The sequence below is a fragment of the Burkholderia sp. BCC1999 genome (assembly GCF_905339975.1).
Classification (GTDB): domain Bacteria; phylum Pseudomonadota; class Gammaproteobacteria; order Burkholderiales; family Burkholderiaceae; genus Burkholderia.
On the sequence record NZ_CAJPHP010000009.1, the window covers coordinates 18787 to 32301 of the forward strand.

The 13515-nt window shown below is 68.6% G+C and carries 13 protein-coding genes; 11 read left to right on the forward strand and 2 right to left on the reverse strand.

Annotated features, from left to right (window positions below; all coding sequences use genetic code 11):
- Nucleotides 1–32 precede the first annotated feature (32 nt).
- The 10 genes from U5809_RS14505 to U5809_RS14550 all read left to right on the forward strand — a co-directional run bounded on the left by U5809_RS14505 (nucleotide 33) and on the right by U5809_RS14550 (nucleotide 9600).
- On the forward strand, nucleotides 33–1190 hold the full coding sequence (locus U5809_RS14505; RefSeq protein ID WP_282508363.1) for a porin: 1158 nt from the start codon (nucleotides 33–35) through the stop codon (nucleotides 1188–1190).
- Between the two features lie 209 nt (nucleotides 1191–1399).
- Complete coding sequence (locus U5809_RS14510; RefSeq protein ID WP_322087209.1) at nucleotides 1400–1660, forward strand: DUF2866 domain-containing protein; 261 nt, start codon at nucleotides 1400–1402, stop codon at nucleotides 1658–1660.
- A 124-nt stretch (nucleotides 1661–1784) separates the two neighbouring features.
- Entirely contained in the window at nucleotides 1785–2177 is a 393-nt protein-coding gene (locus U5809_RS14515; RefSeq protein WP_322087021.1) for a DUF6232 family protein, read from the forward strand.
- A 199-nt stretch (nucleotides 2178–2376) separates the two neighbouring features.
- Nucleotides 2377–2604, forward strand: coding sequence for a hypothetical protein (locus U5809_RS14520; protein ID WP_282508361.1), 228 nt, complete (start codon nucleotides 2377–2379; stop codon nucleotides 2602–2604).
- Nucleotides 2605–2843: 239 nt separating this feature from the next.
- Nucleotides 2844–5111, forward strand: a complete 2268-nt coding sequence (locus U5809_RS14525; protein WP_322087022.1) for a TonB-dependent hemoglobin/transferrin/lactoferrin family receptor — start codon at nucleotides 2844–2846, stop codon at nucleotides 5109–5111.
- Between the two features lie 49 nt (nucleotides 5112–5160).
- Nucleotides 5161–6252 carry a hemin-degrading factor gene (locus U5809_RS14530; protein ID WP_322087023.1) on the forward strand — a complete coding sequence of 364 codons (1092 nt, stop codon included), beginning with the start codon at nucleotides 5161–5163 and terminating at the stop codon, nucleotides 6250–6252.
- Complete coding sequence (locus U5809_RS14535) at nucleotides 6249–7166, forward strand: helical backbone metal receptor (protein ID WP_322087024.1); 918 nt, start codon at nucleotides 6249–6251, stop codon at nucleotides 7164–7166. Before U5809_RS14530 ends, U5809_RS14535 begins: the two co-directional genes overlap by 4 nt.
- Nucleotides 7167–7181: 15 nt before the next feature.
- Nucleotides 7182–8270 (forward strand): iron ABC transporter permease, encoded by a 1089-nt coding sequence (locus U5809_RS14540; protein WP_322087025.1) that lies wholly within the window; start codon nucleotides 7182–7184, stop codon nucleotides 8268–8270.
- A gap of 19 nt (nucleotides 8271–8289) precedes the next feature.
- On the forward strand, nucleotides 8290–9111 hold the full coding sequence (locus U5809_RS14545; protein ID WP_322087026.1) for a heme ABC transporter ATP-binding protein: 822 nt from the start codon (nucleotides 8290–8292) through the stop codon (nucleotides 9109–9111).
- A gap of 105 nt (nucleotides 9112–9216) precedes the next feature.
- Nucleotides 9217–9600 carry a VOC family protein gene (locus U5809_RS14550; RefSeq protein ID WP_322087027.1) on the forward strand — a complete coding sequence of 128 codons (384 nt, stop codon included), beginning with the start codon at nucleotides 9217–9219 and terminating at the stop codon, nucleotides 9598–9600.
- 31 nt (nucleotides 9601–9631) lie between these two features.
- On the opposite strand, the gene U5809_RS14555 is transcribed toward U5809_RS14550, so the two are convergent.
- Both U5809_RS14555 and U5809_RS14560 read right to left on the reverse strand, forming a co-directional pair.
- Entirely contained in the window at nucleotides 9632–10243 is a 612-nt protein-coding gene (locus tag U5809_RS14555) for a trimeric intracellular cation channel family protein (RefSeq protein ID WP_322087028.1), read from the reverse strand.
- Between the two features lie 8 nt (nucleotides 10244–10251).
- The gene (locus U5809_RS14560) at nucleotides 10252–12372 is read right to left on the reverse strand and encodes a PBP1A family penicillin-binding protein (protein ID WP_322087029.1); all 2121 of its coding nucleotides are present in this window, start codon (nucleotides 12370–12372) and stop codon (nucleotides 10252–10254) included.
- 242 nt (nucleotides 12373–12614) lie between these two features.
- Here U5809_RS14560 and U5809_RS14565 point away from each other — a divergent pair, with 242 nt between their 5' ends.
- Nucleotides 12615–13412: an aminoglycoside phosphotransferase family protein gene (locus U5809_RS14565; RefSeq protein ID WP_322087030.1), complete on the forward strand. Its 798-nt coding sequence runs from the start codon at nucleotides 12615–12617 to the stop codon at nucleotides 13410–13412.
- The last annotated feature ends 103 nt before the right edge of the window (nucleotides 13413–13515 follow it).

The window sequence follows — 13515 nt, forward strand, 5'->3', positions numbered from 1 at the left end:
TGGACACGCCATTTATTCGCTCGGAGAATCCTTTGAACAAGAAACTGTTGACCATCGCCGCCCTGGCAGCAACGGCCGGCACGGCGCACGCACAAAGCAGCGTGACGCTGTACGGCGTCATCGATGCCGGTATCAGCTACGTGAACCACAGCAAGACCGCCAACGGCGGCTCGGGCAAGCTGTTCAAGTATGACGACGGCGTTGCCCAGGGCAGCCGTTGGGGCCTGCGCGGCACCGAAGACCTCGGTGGCGGCCTGAAGGCGATCTTCGTGCTCGAAAACGGCTTCAACAGCGGCAACGGCACGCTCGGCCAGGGTGGCGCGATCTTCGGCCGCCAGGCTTACGTCGGCCTGAGCCAGTCGCAATACGGCACGGTCACGTTCGGCCGCCAGTACTCGTTCTCGACCGACATCCTCGGTTCGAACTACTCGACGGGCGGCAACACCGTCGCGGGTAACTACGCGTACCACGTGAACGACATCGACCAGCTCACGTCGAGCCGCATCAACAACGCCGTGAAGTTCCAGAGCGCGAACTACTCGGGCTTCACGTTCGGCGCGTTGTACGGCTTCTCGAACTCGACGGACTTCGCCGGCGCAGCCGCGACGACGTCGGGCACGACGACGACCGCAGGCTCGTCGCGCGCATACAGCTTCGGCCTGAACTACGCGAACGGCCCGCTGTCGGTCGGCGCGGCATACACGGACATCCGCTTCCCGAGCCAGTCGTCGCCGGCATTCTCGACGACGATCGCGAACCTGAGCACGGGTAACGTCCGCGACCTGCGCACGTACGGCGTCGGTGGCCGCTACGTCTGGGGTCCGGCAACGGCATGGCTGCTGTGGACGCGTACGCAGTTCTCGACCGTTTCGGGCGCGGGCGGCACGTTCTACAACGCCTACGAAGCAGGCGCGAAGTACGCCTTCACGCCGGCTCTGTCGGGCGGCCTCGGCTACACGTACACGAACGCGACGCAGAGCGGCAACTCGTGGCACTGGAACCAGGTCAACGGTATCGCCGACTACGCACTCAGCAAGCGTACGGACGTGTACGGCCTGGTCGTGTACCAGCAGGCATCGGGCAAGGGCGTGCAAGCGCAGATCGGCTCGAGCACGAGCTACTTCAACACGTCGGGCACGGGTTCGAAGAACCAGATCGCCGCACGTATCGGTATCCGTCACAAGTTCTAAAGCATCCGCTTAACTCGCGGATCACGACGGCAAGAAGCGCCCCGCTCCACGCGGGGCGCTTTTTTTATGTGCTTTTAAGTTTCGCTTAATTCTGGGCTGAGAGGATGCTCTCACCCCCCCTGTTGGCCGCCTGAGCATCGGCGGCTTTTTTTTTAGACACGCCGACGGCGCCACCATCGATTGCCCACAAGACAGGATCGGAGGCCATGATGATCGAAGATACCGTTTTCAGCCATCTGCACGCGATTCTGACGTGCCAACACTCGCTGCCGGTCCAGAGCTGCCGCGTCTCGGTTGAAATGCAGCGCCCATGGGGCCGCCCGTATCGCCTCGTCGAATGGACGATGCATCTCGACGCGCCGGCGCGGCGCCAGATCGTGCCGGCCGAATCGACCGACGAAGAGATCGCCGAGGTCGTCGCCTCGCACATGCCGGGCCGGCTTTACGGCGACGGCCGGCTGCAGTTCTGAACGCGTTCCCGCTCCACCCGCTTCCCGTCTTTCGGCCATGCCGCACGCATCGTGCGGCAGTCGGTCTCGTTTGACGCGGCAACGAAACCTGCTACGCTGCGCGTTTTCGTCCACGCAACACACGATGGAAAACGCATTCAACGAACGTGGCGTCATGGTCACGCGCAACGGCCTGTCGGCCGCCGGGCAGGTATTCGCACTGCGTGACATCCGCCACGTCGATGTCGTCAAGATTCCGAAGAACCGCCTCGTTCCGTCGCTGATCTCGCTGATCGGCGCGGCCATCGCCGTCGCAGGCGGCATCGGCGCATCGAGCGCCGCGCTCGTCGTCGGCGTGATGCTCGCCGTCGTCGGCTACCTCGCCTGGGCCACGCAAAACATCACGTACCGACTGATGGTCGAGATGCCCGACGGCAAGCGTGAAGCGCTGTCGAGCACCGACGCCGAGTTCGTCGAACGCGTCGCGCAGGTCGTGCGCGATGCGCAGGCCGCCAAGAGCGCCAGTACCGCCAGCTGATTCCGTTCGCCCGGCTGCACGCTTCGATTCGCGGCTGCGGCAGTACGCACGCGGCGCGTTTCGGCGCGTGCGTGCGGGCGCCTCGTCGAATCGTATTCCCGCGCGTCATCTCCGTCCCGCACCTGCACTGCGACCGCCGACCGCCGACCGCCTAGTATGGAATGAGCGGCTCGCCGCCGCATCGTCCGAGGAGGCCAGCATGAACGCTCAATCGCTGTCCGGCATGCTTCGCGCGCAGGAGCTGCTGATCGTGTCGATGATCCGCGCGCTTCCCCCTGATGCACGCCGTGCGCTCGTCGACCTCTACACCGAGCAGATCGTCTTCGCCGAACAGGCGGGCCTCGATGTCCACAGCGATCGCGCGACGCACGACGCGTTCATCTCGCATGCGCGCAACCTGCTGATCCGCATCGAAGCGCTGGCCTGACCGGCCCGCACCTTTCTCCCGCAATTCCCGCCGCGGCTGGCACGAGCCGCGCAGGCGAGCGCTCACTCACGCAGGCCGCGTTTCGTTCTTGTATCGATAATAATTCTCATTTACACTGGTAAAGTTGTCAGTTGCCTTTCAATTCGCCGTTTGCCGCCTGTCGCGCGCAAACGGGCCAGCCAGGTGAACGCGTCACCCAGCCAGCCTTCGGGCTTGTTATCGTCAATGGGAGACCACCTGTGCATTGCTATACGCTGGCGCGGCGGCCGATCTGTGCCGCGCTGTTCGGCGCGTTCGGCCTGTCCGCCGCCACGGCTCACGCCGATTCGTCGCCGCAAGGCGCCACCCCGCCTTCCACCGTCCTCGTCGCCGCGTCCACGCGCGGCGATGCGGCGCTGCTCGACCCCGTCACCGTCACGGCCACCCGTACCGCCACCGCTGCGAGCCGCACGGCGGCGTCGGTGTCGGTGATCACCGACGAGGATCTCGAGGAACAGCAGGCCACCAACATCAAGGACGCATTGCGCTACGAGCCGGGCGTCACGGTGCGCCGCACCGCGTACCGGCCCGGCAGCGCCGCGCTCGGCGGCGGCCGCGACGGCGATTCGAGCATCAACATCCGCGGCCTCGAAGGCAATCGCGTGCTGCTGATGGAAGACGGCATCCGCCTGCCGAACGCGTTCTCGTTCGGCCCGCTCGAAGCGGGGCGCGGCGACTACGCCGATCTCGACACGCTCAAGCGCATCGAGATCCTGCGCGGCCCGGCGTCGGCGCTGTACGGCAGCGACGGCCTGACCGGCGCGGTGAACTTCATCACGAAGGATCCGCGCGACCTGCTGTCGGTCTACAACAAGCCTTACTACTTCTCGTTCCGGCCGAGCTACGACTCGGCCGATCGCAGCATCGGCGCGACCGTGTCGGCCGCGGGCGGCAACGATCGCATCCAGGGGATGATCATCGCCGACGGCCGGCGCGGCCACGAGGTCGACACGCGCGGCAGCAACAATTCGGCGAGCACGCTACGCACGACGTCGAACCCGCAGGACGTCTACTCGGAATCGCTGCTCGGCAAGCTCGTGCTGACGCCGACCACGCGCGACACGATCAAGTTCACTGCCGAAACAGTGCAGCGGCGCGTGAGCACCGACGTGCTGTCCGCGATCAATGCACCGACCACGCTCGGCCTCACGACCTACGACCGGCTCGAGCGCAACCGCTTCAGCGTCGACTACGACTTCCGCGACGACGCGTTCCGCTGGTTCCAGACCGCGCACGTGCAGTTCTACTACCAGGACGCGAAGCAGGACCAGTATGCGTTCGAGACGCGCGGCAAGCAGCCTTCTCGCTCGCGCGACAACCAGTACAAGGAGCGCACGTTCGGCGGTTCCGCGTTCGCCGAAAGCGGCTTCGCGACCGGCCCGTTCGCGCACAAGCTGCTCTATGGCGTCGACGGCAGCCTGTCGCGCGTGACGAACATGCGCGACGGCACGGTGCCGGGCGTCGGCGAAGCATTCCCGAACAAGGCGTTCCCCGACACCGACTACACGCTGTTCGGCGCGTTCGTGCAGGACCAGATCGGCTACGGTCGCCTGCTTGTCACGCCGGGCCTGCGCTTCGACACGTACCGGCTGAGCCCGACCGAAAACGATCCGCTGTTCACCGGCAAGGCCGTGTCGACGAGCGCGAACGAACTGTCGCCGCGCGTCGCGGTGCTCTACGAGATCACGCCCGCGGTCATTCCGTACGTGCAGTACGCGCACGGCTTCCGCGCGCCGACGCCCGACCAGGTGAACAGCAGCTTCTCGAACCCGGTGTACGGCTACACGTCGATCGGCAATCCGAACCTGAAGCCCGAGACGAGCGACACGTTCGAAGCCGGCCTGCGCGGCAAGGCCGGCACCGGCTACGGCGTCGTGCGCTACAGCGCGGCCGCGTTCACGGGCCGCTACCGCAACTTCATCTCGCGCACGACGATCGCGGGCAGCGGCCGGCCGGCCGACCCGTTCGTGTTCCAGTACGTGAACTTCGCCGACGCGCGCATCCACGGCCTCGAAGGCCGCGCCGAATGGGTGATGCCGAACGGCATCACGCTGAAGACGGCGATGGCGTTCACGAAGGGCTCGACGCAGAACGACGGCGCGGCCAGCCAGCCGCTCAACACGGTCAACCCGTTCTCCGCCGTGTTCGGCGTGCGCTATGAACCGGGCGAACGCTGGTTCGTGCAAACCGACCTGCTGTTCCAGGCCGCGAAACGCGACAAGGACATCGACAAGTCCGACTGTTCGAACAAGACGTGCTTCACGCCGCCGTCGTCGTTCGTCGTCGACCTGCGCGGCGGCTACCGCTTCAACAAGCACGTGAGCGCGACGATCGGCATCCGCAACCTGTTCGACCGCAAGTACTGGAACTGGTCGGACGTGCGCGGCATCGCGGCCGATTCGCAGGTGCTCGATGCGTATTCGTCGCCCGGCCGCACGGTCGCCGTCAGCATGAAAGTGGATTTCTGATGCGCGCCACCCGCGCAACCACCCCAACCGTTACTTGAAGGAGTCCGACATGATGCAATCCGCCCTTGCCGGTCAATCGGCCAGCCCGGCCCGTGCAGCCGCCGCGCTGCGCGACGCGTTCATCAAGCTCAAGACCGAGCGTCAGCTGCGCAACCGCGACGTCGCGCAGGCGCTCGGCGTCAGCGAAGGCGAGGCGCTCGCCGCGTTCGTCGGCGAGCATGTCGTGCGGCTCGACGCACGCTTTCCGGCGATGTTCGAGGAAATGCCGCGCCTCGGCCGTGTGATGGCGCTCACGCGCAACGACACGGCCGTCCACGAGAAGGACGGCGAATATGCGCAGATGAGCCATGACGGCCCCGTCGGCCTCGCGCTCGGCGACATCGACCTGCGCATCTTCTATCGTCACTGGGTGTCGGCATTCGCGGTGCGCGACGAGACCGCGCACGGCCCGCTGAAGAGCCTGCAGTTCTTCGATGCGCAGGGCCATGCGATCCACAAGGTCTACCTGCGCGCGCACAGCGACCACGCCGCGTACGACGCGTTCGTCGAACGCTGGCGCGCGCCGTCGCAGGAGCCGGGCCTCGACGTCGCGGCCGCCGCCCCGAAGACACCCGAGCGCGCCGACACCGAGATCGACGTCGCGGGCTTTCGCGCCGCGTGGGACGCGATGACCGACACGCACCAGTTCTTCGGCATCACGCAGCGCTTCGGCGTGAGCCGCATGCAGGCGCTGCGCCTCGCCGATCCGCAATACGCGTATCCGGTCGAGACCGCGCACGCACTGCGCCACGTGCTCCAGCAGGCAGCGCAAAGCGGCCAGCCGATCATGGTGTTCGTCGGCAACGCGGGAATGATCCAGATCCACACCGGCCCCATCGCGAACGTGCGTGAAGTCGGCGCGTGGATCAACGTGCTCGACCCGAACTTCAACCTGCACGTGCGCGAAGACCTGATCGCCGCCGCCTGGGTCGTGAAGAAACCGACGAGCGACGGCATCGTCACGTCGCTCGAACTGTTCGACCGGCAGGGCGACCACGTCGCGCTGCTGTTCGGCGAACGCAAGCCCGGCAAGGTCGAACGTGACGACTGGCGTGCGCTCGTCGCAACGCTGCCGGCAGCCGCACACGGGGACGCGCGGTGAGCGCGCGGTCGTTCGATCCGCGCCGCCGCGCGGTCCTCGCAGGCGCGGCGGCCGGTGCGCTGGCTGGCGCGCTGCCCGCCAGCGTGCTCGCCCAGGTTGCGCAGGCTGCGCCGAAGCGCGTGGTCGTGATCGGCGGCGCGCTCGCGGAAACCGCGTTCGCGCTCGGCGGCGCCGAGACGCCGCGCTACCGGCTCGTCGGCGCCGACACGACCTGCACGTATCCCGACGCCGCGAAGCGTTTGCCCAAAGTCGGCTACCAGCGCGCGCTGTCGGCCGAAGGGCTGCTGTCGCTGCGGCCCGATCTCGTGCTCGCGTCGGCGGAAGCCGGCCCGCCCACCGCGATCGCGCAGGTGAAAAGCGCAGGCGTCACGGTCACGACGTTCGACGAACGCCACGACGTCGAATCGGTGCGCGCGAAGATCACCGGCATCGCGCAGGCGCTCGACGTACGCGATGCCGGTACCGCGTTGCTGCAACGCTTCGATCGCGACTGGCAGGGCGCGCGCGACGCGGTCGCCGCGCGCGTGCCCGGCGGCGCGCGGCCGCCGCGCGTGCTGTTCGTGCTGAACCATACCGGCAACCAGGCGCTCGTCGCCGGCCAGCGCACGGCTGCCGACGCGATGATCCGCTACGCGGGTGCGCGCAACGCGATGCAGGGCTTCGATCACTACAAGCCGCTGACGACCGAGGCGCTTGCGGCCGCCGCGCCCGACATCGTGCTGATCTCGGATGAAGGGCTTGCCACCGTCGGCGGTCGCGCCGCGCTGCTCGCGACGCCCGGCTTCAGCGCGACGCCGGCCGGTCGCGCACAGCGCGTCGTGTCGCTCGATGCGCTGTTCCTGCTCGGCTTCGGCCCGCGCCTGCCGCTCGCCGTCACGACCCTGCACCGACGCCTGTCGGATGCGCTCGCCTGATTCCGGATCACCCCGATGACCGCTCACGCTTCGCCCTTCTCCGCGCCGTCGCCCGCCTCGCGCTCCGGCGCCGCGCGCATCGGCACGTCGCGCCGCCTTGCGCCATTCGCACTGGTCGCGCTCGCCGTGCTCGTGTGCGCGATGTCCGTCGTCGCGCTGTGTGTCGGCGCGTATCGCATCCCGCTTGCGCAAGCCTGGGCCGCGCTGACCGGCGATGCCGACGCGCAGCAGGCGCGCGCGGTGCTGTTCGACATTCGCGCGCCGCGCGTCGCGCTCGCGCTGCTGGTCGGCGGCGGCTTCGGCGCGACCGGCGCCGCGATGCAGGCGCTGTTCCGCAATCCGCTCGCCGATCCGGGCCTCGTCGGCGTGTCGAGCGGCGCCGCACTCGGCGCGACCACGATGATCGTGCTCGGCCCCGCGCTCTTTGCCACGCACGTGAGCGCGGCCGCGCTGCCCGTCGCCGCGTTCGCGGGCGCGCTCGCAGTCGCCGCGCTCGTCTACCGGCTTGCCGCGTCGCGCGGCCGGCTCGCGCTGCCGCTGCTGCTGCTCGCCGGCATCGCGATCAATGCGCTGGTCGGCGCGGCGATCGGGCTGCTCACGTTCGTCGCCGACGACGCCCAGCTGCGCTCGCTGACCTTCTGGAGCCTCGGCAGCCTCGGCGGCGCGCAATGGTCCGCGCTGGCGGCCGTCATGCCGTGCGTCGCGATCGGCTGCGTGCTGCTCGCGCGCGAGCGCGACGCGCTGAACGCCCTGCAGCTCGGCGAAACCGAAGCGCTGCATCTCGGCGTGCCTGTACAACGGCTCAAGCGGCGCGTGCTCGTCGCGGTCGCGCTTGCGGTCGGCGCACTGGTGTCATGCGCGGGCATCATCGGCTTCATCGGGCTCGTCGCGCCGCATTGCGTACGGCTCGCATGCGGCCCCGACCAGCGCATCGTGCTGCCCGGCGCCGCACTGCTCGGCGCGTTGCTGACGCTCGCCGCCGATCTCGCCGCACGCACGGTCGCCGCTCCGGCCGAAATTCCGCTCGGCGTGCTGACCGCGCTGCTCGGCGCGCCGTTCTTCCTCGCGCTGCTGTGGAAGAGGCGCGGCGCGCTCGGCGGGTAATCCTTTCTTCACGACGACCATGCTGACTGCCCACCACCTCGACGTCGCCCGCCGGCACAACGCGATCCTGCGCGACCTGTCGCTGTCGATCGAACCCGGCCGCGTGACCGCATTGCTCGGCCGCAACGGCGCGGGCAAGAGCACGCTGCTGAAGACCTTCGCCGGCGAACTGACCGGCAGCGTCGCGCCGACCGGTGTGCACGTGACGGGCGACATCACGCTGAACGGCGAACCGCTCGCGCGCATCGACGCGCCGCGGCTCGCGTGCCTGCGCGCGGTGCTGCCGCAGGCCGCGCAGCCGGCCTTCCCGTTCAGCGTCGACGAAATCGTGCTGCTCGGCCGCTATCCGCATGCGCGACGCAGCGGCGCGACGTCACACCACGATCGCGACATCGCGTGGCGCGCACTCGAACGCGCGGGCGCCGATGCGCTCGTCGGCCGCGACGTCACCACGCTGTCGGGTGGCGAACTCGCACGCGTGCAGTTCGCCCGCGTGCTCGCGCAGCTGTGGCCGGACGACGAGGCGACGGAAAGCGGCCCGCGCTACCTGCTGCTCGACGAACCGACCGCCGCGCTGGATCTCGCGCACCAGCATCGTTTGCTCGACACCGTGCGCGCGGTCGCGCGCGAATGGCAGCTCGGCGTGCTGGCGATCGTCCACGATCCGAACCTCGCCGCACGGCACGCCGATACGATCGCGATGCTCGCCGACGGGACGATCGTCGCGCACGGCGCACCGCGCGACGTGATGACGCCCGCGCATATCGCGCAGTGCTACGGATTCGCGGTGAAGATGGTGGAAACCGGCGACGGTACGCCGCCGGTGATGGTCCCGGCATGACGCTGCGGGCGTACGCCGAGCGGCCGTTGCCAGGCCGTTGATCAGCACGCTCGACCTTCAAGCAGCCTCATTCGCGCTTCGCGCATCCCCTTCGAGGAGACCCCCATGCCGCTTCCGATGACCCGCATCATCCTGTACGTCCAGGACGTCGCGCTTTTGAAGGCGTTCTATCGGCGCCATTTCGATCTGCCCGTCATCGAGGAAATCGACGGTGAATGGGCGGTGCTCGACGCGGGCGCGATCGAACTCGCGCTGCATCTGGCCGGCCCGGCGTTCCGCCACGCGGCCACGCCGTCGAATGCAAACCCGGCGACGAACAACGTGAAGCTCGTCTTCCGGATCGACGCCGACATCGACGCGCATCGCGACCGTCTCGCGCGCGACGGCGTGACCGTGCGCGACATCAAGCGCTTCGACGGCTTCCCGTACCGGCTGCTCGACGGCATCGATCCGGAAGAGAACGTCTTTCAGGTGATGCAGCCCGACTGAATGCCGGCACGGCAGGCGCGGCCGCGAGCACTCAGTGCTCCAGGTCCGCCGCGCCGAACGTCCGCATCTTCCATCCGAACCGCACGGCGAGCATCCGCATCGAGAACCCGGCTGCCAGCGCGACGATCGTCGCGAACCCTGCGTCGATGCCGAGATGCTGCATGCCGACATACAGCGCGCCCGTGACGAACGCGACGCTCGCGTAAAGCTCCTCGCGCAGGATCAGCGGCATTTCGTTGCACAGCAGGTCGCGCAGCATCCCGCCGCAGACGCCCGTGATCGCGCCGGCCAGCACGACGATGATCGGCGCGGTGCCGGTCGACGCGCCGACGTCGCAGCCGATGATCGTGAACGCCGCAAGGCCGATCGCATCGACGGTGACGAACAGCGTCTTCATTCGTGTGACATGCCGTGCCGCCCACGACGCGACAGTCGCCGCGACCAGCGTGATCATCAGATATTCCGGATGCGCGATCCAGCCGAGCGGATAGTGGCCGAGCAGCACGTCGCGCACGGTGCCGCCGCCGAGCGCCGTCACCGCGCCGACGAGCGCGAGCCCGAAGCGGTCCATCCCGCGGCGCATGCCCATCAGCGCCCCCGACATCGCTTCCGCGACGATTGCAATCAGATAAAGCGTATGCATGGTGCGCGTCAGTCGTCGGTCCGGAACAGGTCGAGCACGCGTTCGCGCTCGGCCGCATCGACGGCGGCCGGCATCGGCTCGTCATGCTTGCCGCTGTCGCCCGGCGCGTCGGGTGCATCGGCCGCTGCCGTGCCGCCGCACGCGAAGCGGCTGCGGATATAGGCGGGCACGTCGGCCGTGCAGGTACCGCGCGTGTATTCCGCGTAGACGAAATCGCCGTCGACGAGCGCGACGTCCTGCGGTGGCGTCGTATCGACCGGCGTCCGTCCGTCGACGGCCGTCTTCATGTAGTCGAGCCAGACCGGCAGCGCCAGCGTCGCGCCGGTCGCGCGCCCCATCGGGCGTGGCGTGTCGTAGCCGAGCCATGCAACCGCGACGATGCCCGACGAGTAGCCGGCGAACCACACGTCCTTCGATCCGTTCGACGTGCCTGTCTTGCCGGCCGCATCGTCGCGGCGCAGCGCGAGCGCACCGCGCGCGGTGCCGGCCCGCACGACGTCGCGCAGCATGCTGTCCATCACGAACGCATTGCGCGCCGATACGACGCGCTCGCCCGACGGCGCGGTCGCTTCGTACATCGCGCCGCCGTGACGCTGCTTCACCGACAGGATCAGGCGCGGCTCCATCCGCGTGCCGCCGTTCGCGAACACGCCGTAGGCGCTCGCGAGTTCGAGCGGCGTCACGGCGCCCGCGCCGAGCGCGAGCGGCAGCGACGCCGGATTGCGCTGCGCGTCGAAGCCGAAATGCACCGCGTGCTGCTGCACGTAGCGCGCGTCGGTGGCCTGCATCAGGCTGACCGCGACCAGGTTCTTCGAGCGCACGAGCCCGCGCCGCACCGGAATGAAGCCTTCGTAGCGGTTACCGAAATTGCGCGGACGCCACGGCTGCGCGCCGGTTTCCGCGCGCGTGAGCGTGCGCTGCGTGTCGTCGACCAGCACGCCGGGGAAGTAGCCCTTCTCCAGCGCCGCCGAATAGACGAACGGCTTGAAGCTCGAGCCCGGCTGGCGATACGCCTGCAGCGCATGGTCGAACACGTTGCGATTGAAATCCGCGCCGCCGACCAGCGCAAGCATGTCGCCGGTGGCCGCATCGAGCGACACGAGCGCGCCTTCGAGCCCGTTGCGCGCATCGCGCTTCGCGCGCGGCTGCCGGTTCAACGTGCGCTCGAGCGCCGCTTCGGCCGCGCGCTGGTCGCGCATCGAGATCGTCGTCGTCACGTCGAGGCCGAGCGTGTACGCATCGTCATGAAACCGCTCGACCATCATCCGGCGCGCACGCTCGGCCACGTACGGCGCCGCGATGATCCCCGGCGGCGGCGTGGTCGCCAGCGCGATCGGTGCGTCGACGGCCGCGCGATATGCCGCGTCGTCAAGCTGGCCGAGCGCATGCATGCGCCCGAGCACGTAGTTGCGCCGCGCGGTCGCGCGCGCCGGATTGACGACCGGGTTGAACGCGGACGGCGCTTTCGGCAGCCCCGCGAGCACGGCCGCTTCGCCCGCGCTCAGCGCGTCGAGCGGCTTGCCGAAATACACGTTCGCGGCGGCCGCGAAACCGTACGCGCGCTCACCCAGGTAGATCTCGTTCATGTACAGCTCGAGCAGCTTGTCCTTGCTGTATTCGCGTTCGAGCTTCGCCGCCATCAGGATCTCGGCGAGCTTGCGGCTCAGCACCTTGTCGCGCGTCAGGTAGAAGTTGCGCGCGACCTGCATCGTGATCGTGCTGCCGCCCTGCCCCGGCTGCCCCGTCACGACGTTCGCGAACGTCGCGCGCGCGAGGCCGCCGACATCGACCGCGCCGTGCTCGTAGAACTTCGCGTCCTCGGCCGCGAGCAGCGCGTGACGCATCAGCGGCGGGATGCGTTCGAGCGGCACGAACTCGCGCCGCTCGACGCCGTATTCGGCGAGCAAGTCGCCGTCGCGCGAGAAAATCCGCAGCGGCAGCGCGGGACGATAGACGGCCAGATGCTCGACGGACGGCAGTTGCGTCCAGATGCGATTGATCGTCCATGCGCCGATGCCCGCGCACGCGAGCGTCAGGCCCAGCAGCGCGCCCGCAAGCGTGCGCCACACGCGTCGGCGGCGCGGTGGCGGCGCGGGTTGCGGGGGAGGGTTGGCGGTGTGGTCGGTCATGTCGGGCTCCTTCTTCAGTGCTCGCGACGGCCGGCGCAAGATGAGCGCCGACCGGTCACGGAAGGCGCGCATTGTCGAAGGGATGGCCCGAAACCGGAACATTCTTTAGCCAAAGTTTGGCTGGCTAAATTTTATTTAGGAAAGCGTGCCCGGGGGCCGTTCGCGCGGCATGTGCTGGCCTGCGGCATGTCGTCGCGGCAAAGCACGCGGCAAGCGATCCGGTTCGCTTGTACCATCGTGTGATGTTCGATCGATACCTCGGCCTGTGGGGCCTCGTTCCCGACGGCGGCCCGATCCTGACCGCGAACGGCGGCCTGCTGCCCGTCGTCTGGCAAGGCCGGCCGGCGATGCTGAAGGTCGCCACTTGCGACGAAGAGCGGCGCGGCAACACACTGATGGCCTGGTGGAACGGGCACGGCGCCGCCCGCGTGTGGCAGCACGACGGCAACGCGATCCTGCTCGAACGCGCGCAGCCGGCGCCGTCGCTGGCCGCCTTGTCGGCATCGGGCCACGACGACGACACGATGCACATCGCATGCAATGTCGTCGCGCGGCTGCACGCGTATCGTGCGCCGCAGCCGCCTGCGCAGGTCGTGCCGCTGCACGACTGGTTTCGCGCACTGCTGGCCTACGGCGGCCTCGACGACGTGCTGCGCCGGTCGGCCGCAACGGCGCGCACGCTGCTGGCAGCGCCGACGCTCGACGAAACCGTCCTCCACGGCGACATTCATCACGACAACATCCTGCATTTCGGCGATCGCGGCTGGCTCGCGATCGACCCGAAAGCGCTGCGCGGTGAGCGCGCGTTCGACTACGCGAACCTGTTCTGCAATCCCGCACACGACATTGCGGTCGATCCCGTGCGTTTCGAGCGGCGCGTCGCGCTCGTGGCCGACGCCGCGCGGTTCGACCGGCTACGGCTGCTGCAATGGATTCTCGCGTGGGCGGGCCTGTCGGCCGTGTGGTCGATGGAAGACGGGCTGCCGCCCGATACGTCGCTGGCGGTCGCGCAACTCGCCGCGCACGCACTCGGCTTGTAGGCGCACAACGCACGCGCATCGTCAGGACGCGCCACATGCGCCCGTTCCGCCTCCGAGGCTTGCAATCACAGGCATCGCCCTTTCGCCTGCGATACGTGTGGGA

What these genes read in the sequence shown, in the direction of transcription:
- U5809_RS14510 (WP_322087209.1), top strand. Translation starts at nt 1,400, where the DNA reads ATGATCGAAGATACCGTTTTCAGCCATCTGCACGCGATTCTGACGTGC.
- U5809_RS14515 (WP_322087021.1), top strand. Translation starts at nt 1,785, where the DNA reads ATGGAAAACGCATTCAACGAACGTGGCGTCATGGTCACGCGCAACGGC.
- U5809_RS14520 (WP_282508361.1), top strand. Translation starts at nt 2,377, where the DNA reads ATGAACGCTCAATCGCTGTCCGGCATGCTTCGCGCGCAGGAGCTGCTG.
- U5809_RS14530 (WP_322087023.1), top strand. Translation starts at nt 5,161, where the DNA reads ATGATGCAATCCGCCCTTGCCGGTCAATCGGCCAGCCCGGCCCGTGCA.
- U5809_RS14540 (WP_322087025.1), top strand. Translation starts at nt 7,182, where the DNA reads ATGACCGCTCACGCTTCGCCCTTCTCCGCGCCGTCGCCCGCCTCGCGC.
- U5809_RS14545 (WP_322087026.1), top strand. Translation starts at nt 8,290, where the DNA reads ATGCTGACTGCCCACCACCTCGACGTCGCCCGCCGGCACAACGCGATC.
- U5809_RS14550 (WP_322087027.1), top strand. Translation starts at nt 9,217, where the DNA reads ATGCCGCTTCCGATGACCCGCATCATCCTGTACGTCCAGGACGTCGCG.
- U5809_RS14555 (WP_322087028.1), bottom strand. Translation starts at nt 10,243, where the DNA reads ATGCATACGCTTTATCTGATTGCAATCGTCGCGGAAGCGATGTCGGGG.
- U5809_RS14560 (WP_322087029.1), bottom strand. Translation starts at nt 12,372, where the DNA reads ATGACCGACCACACCGCCAACCCTCCCCCGCAACCCGCGCCGCCACCG.
- U5809_RS14565 (WP_322087030.1), top strand. Translation starts at nt 12,615, where the DNA reads ATGTTCGATCGATACCTCGGCCTGTGGGGCCTCGTTCCCGACGGCGGC.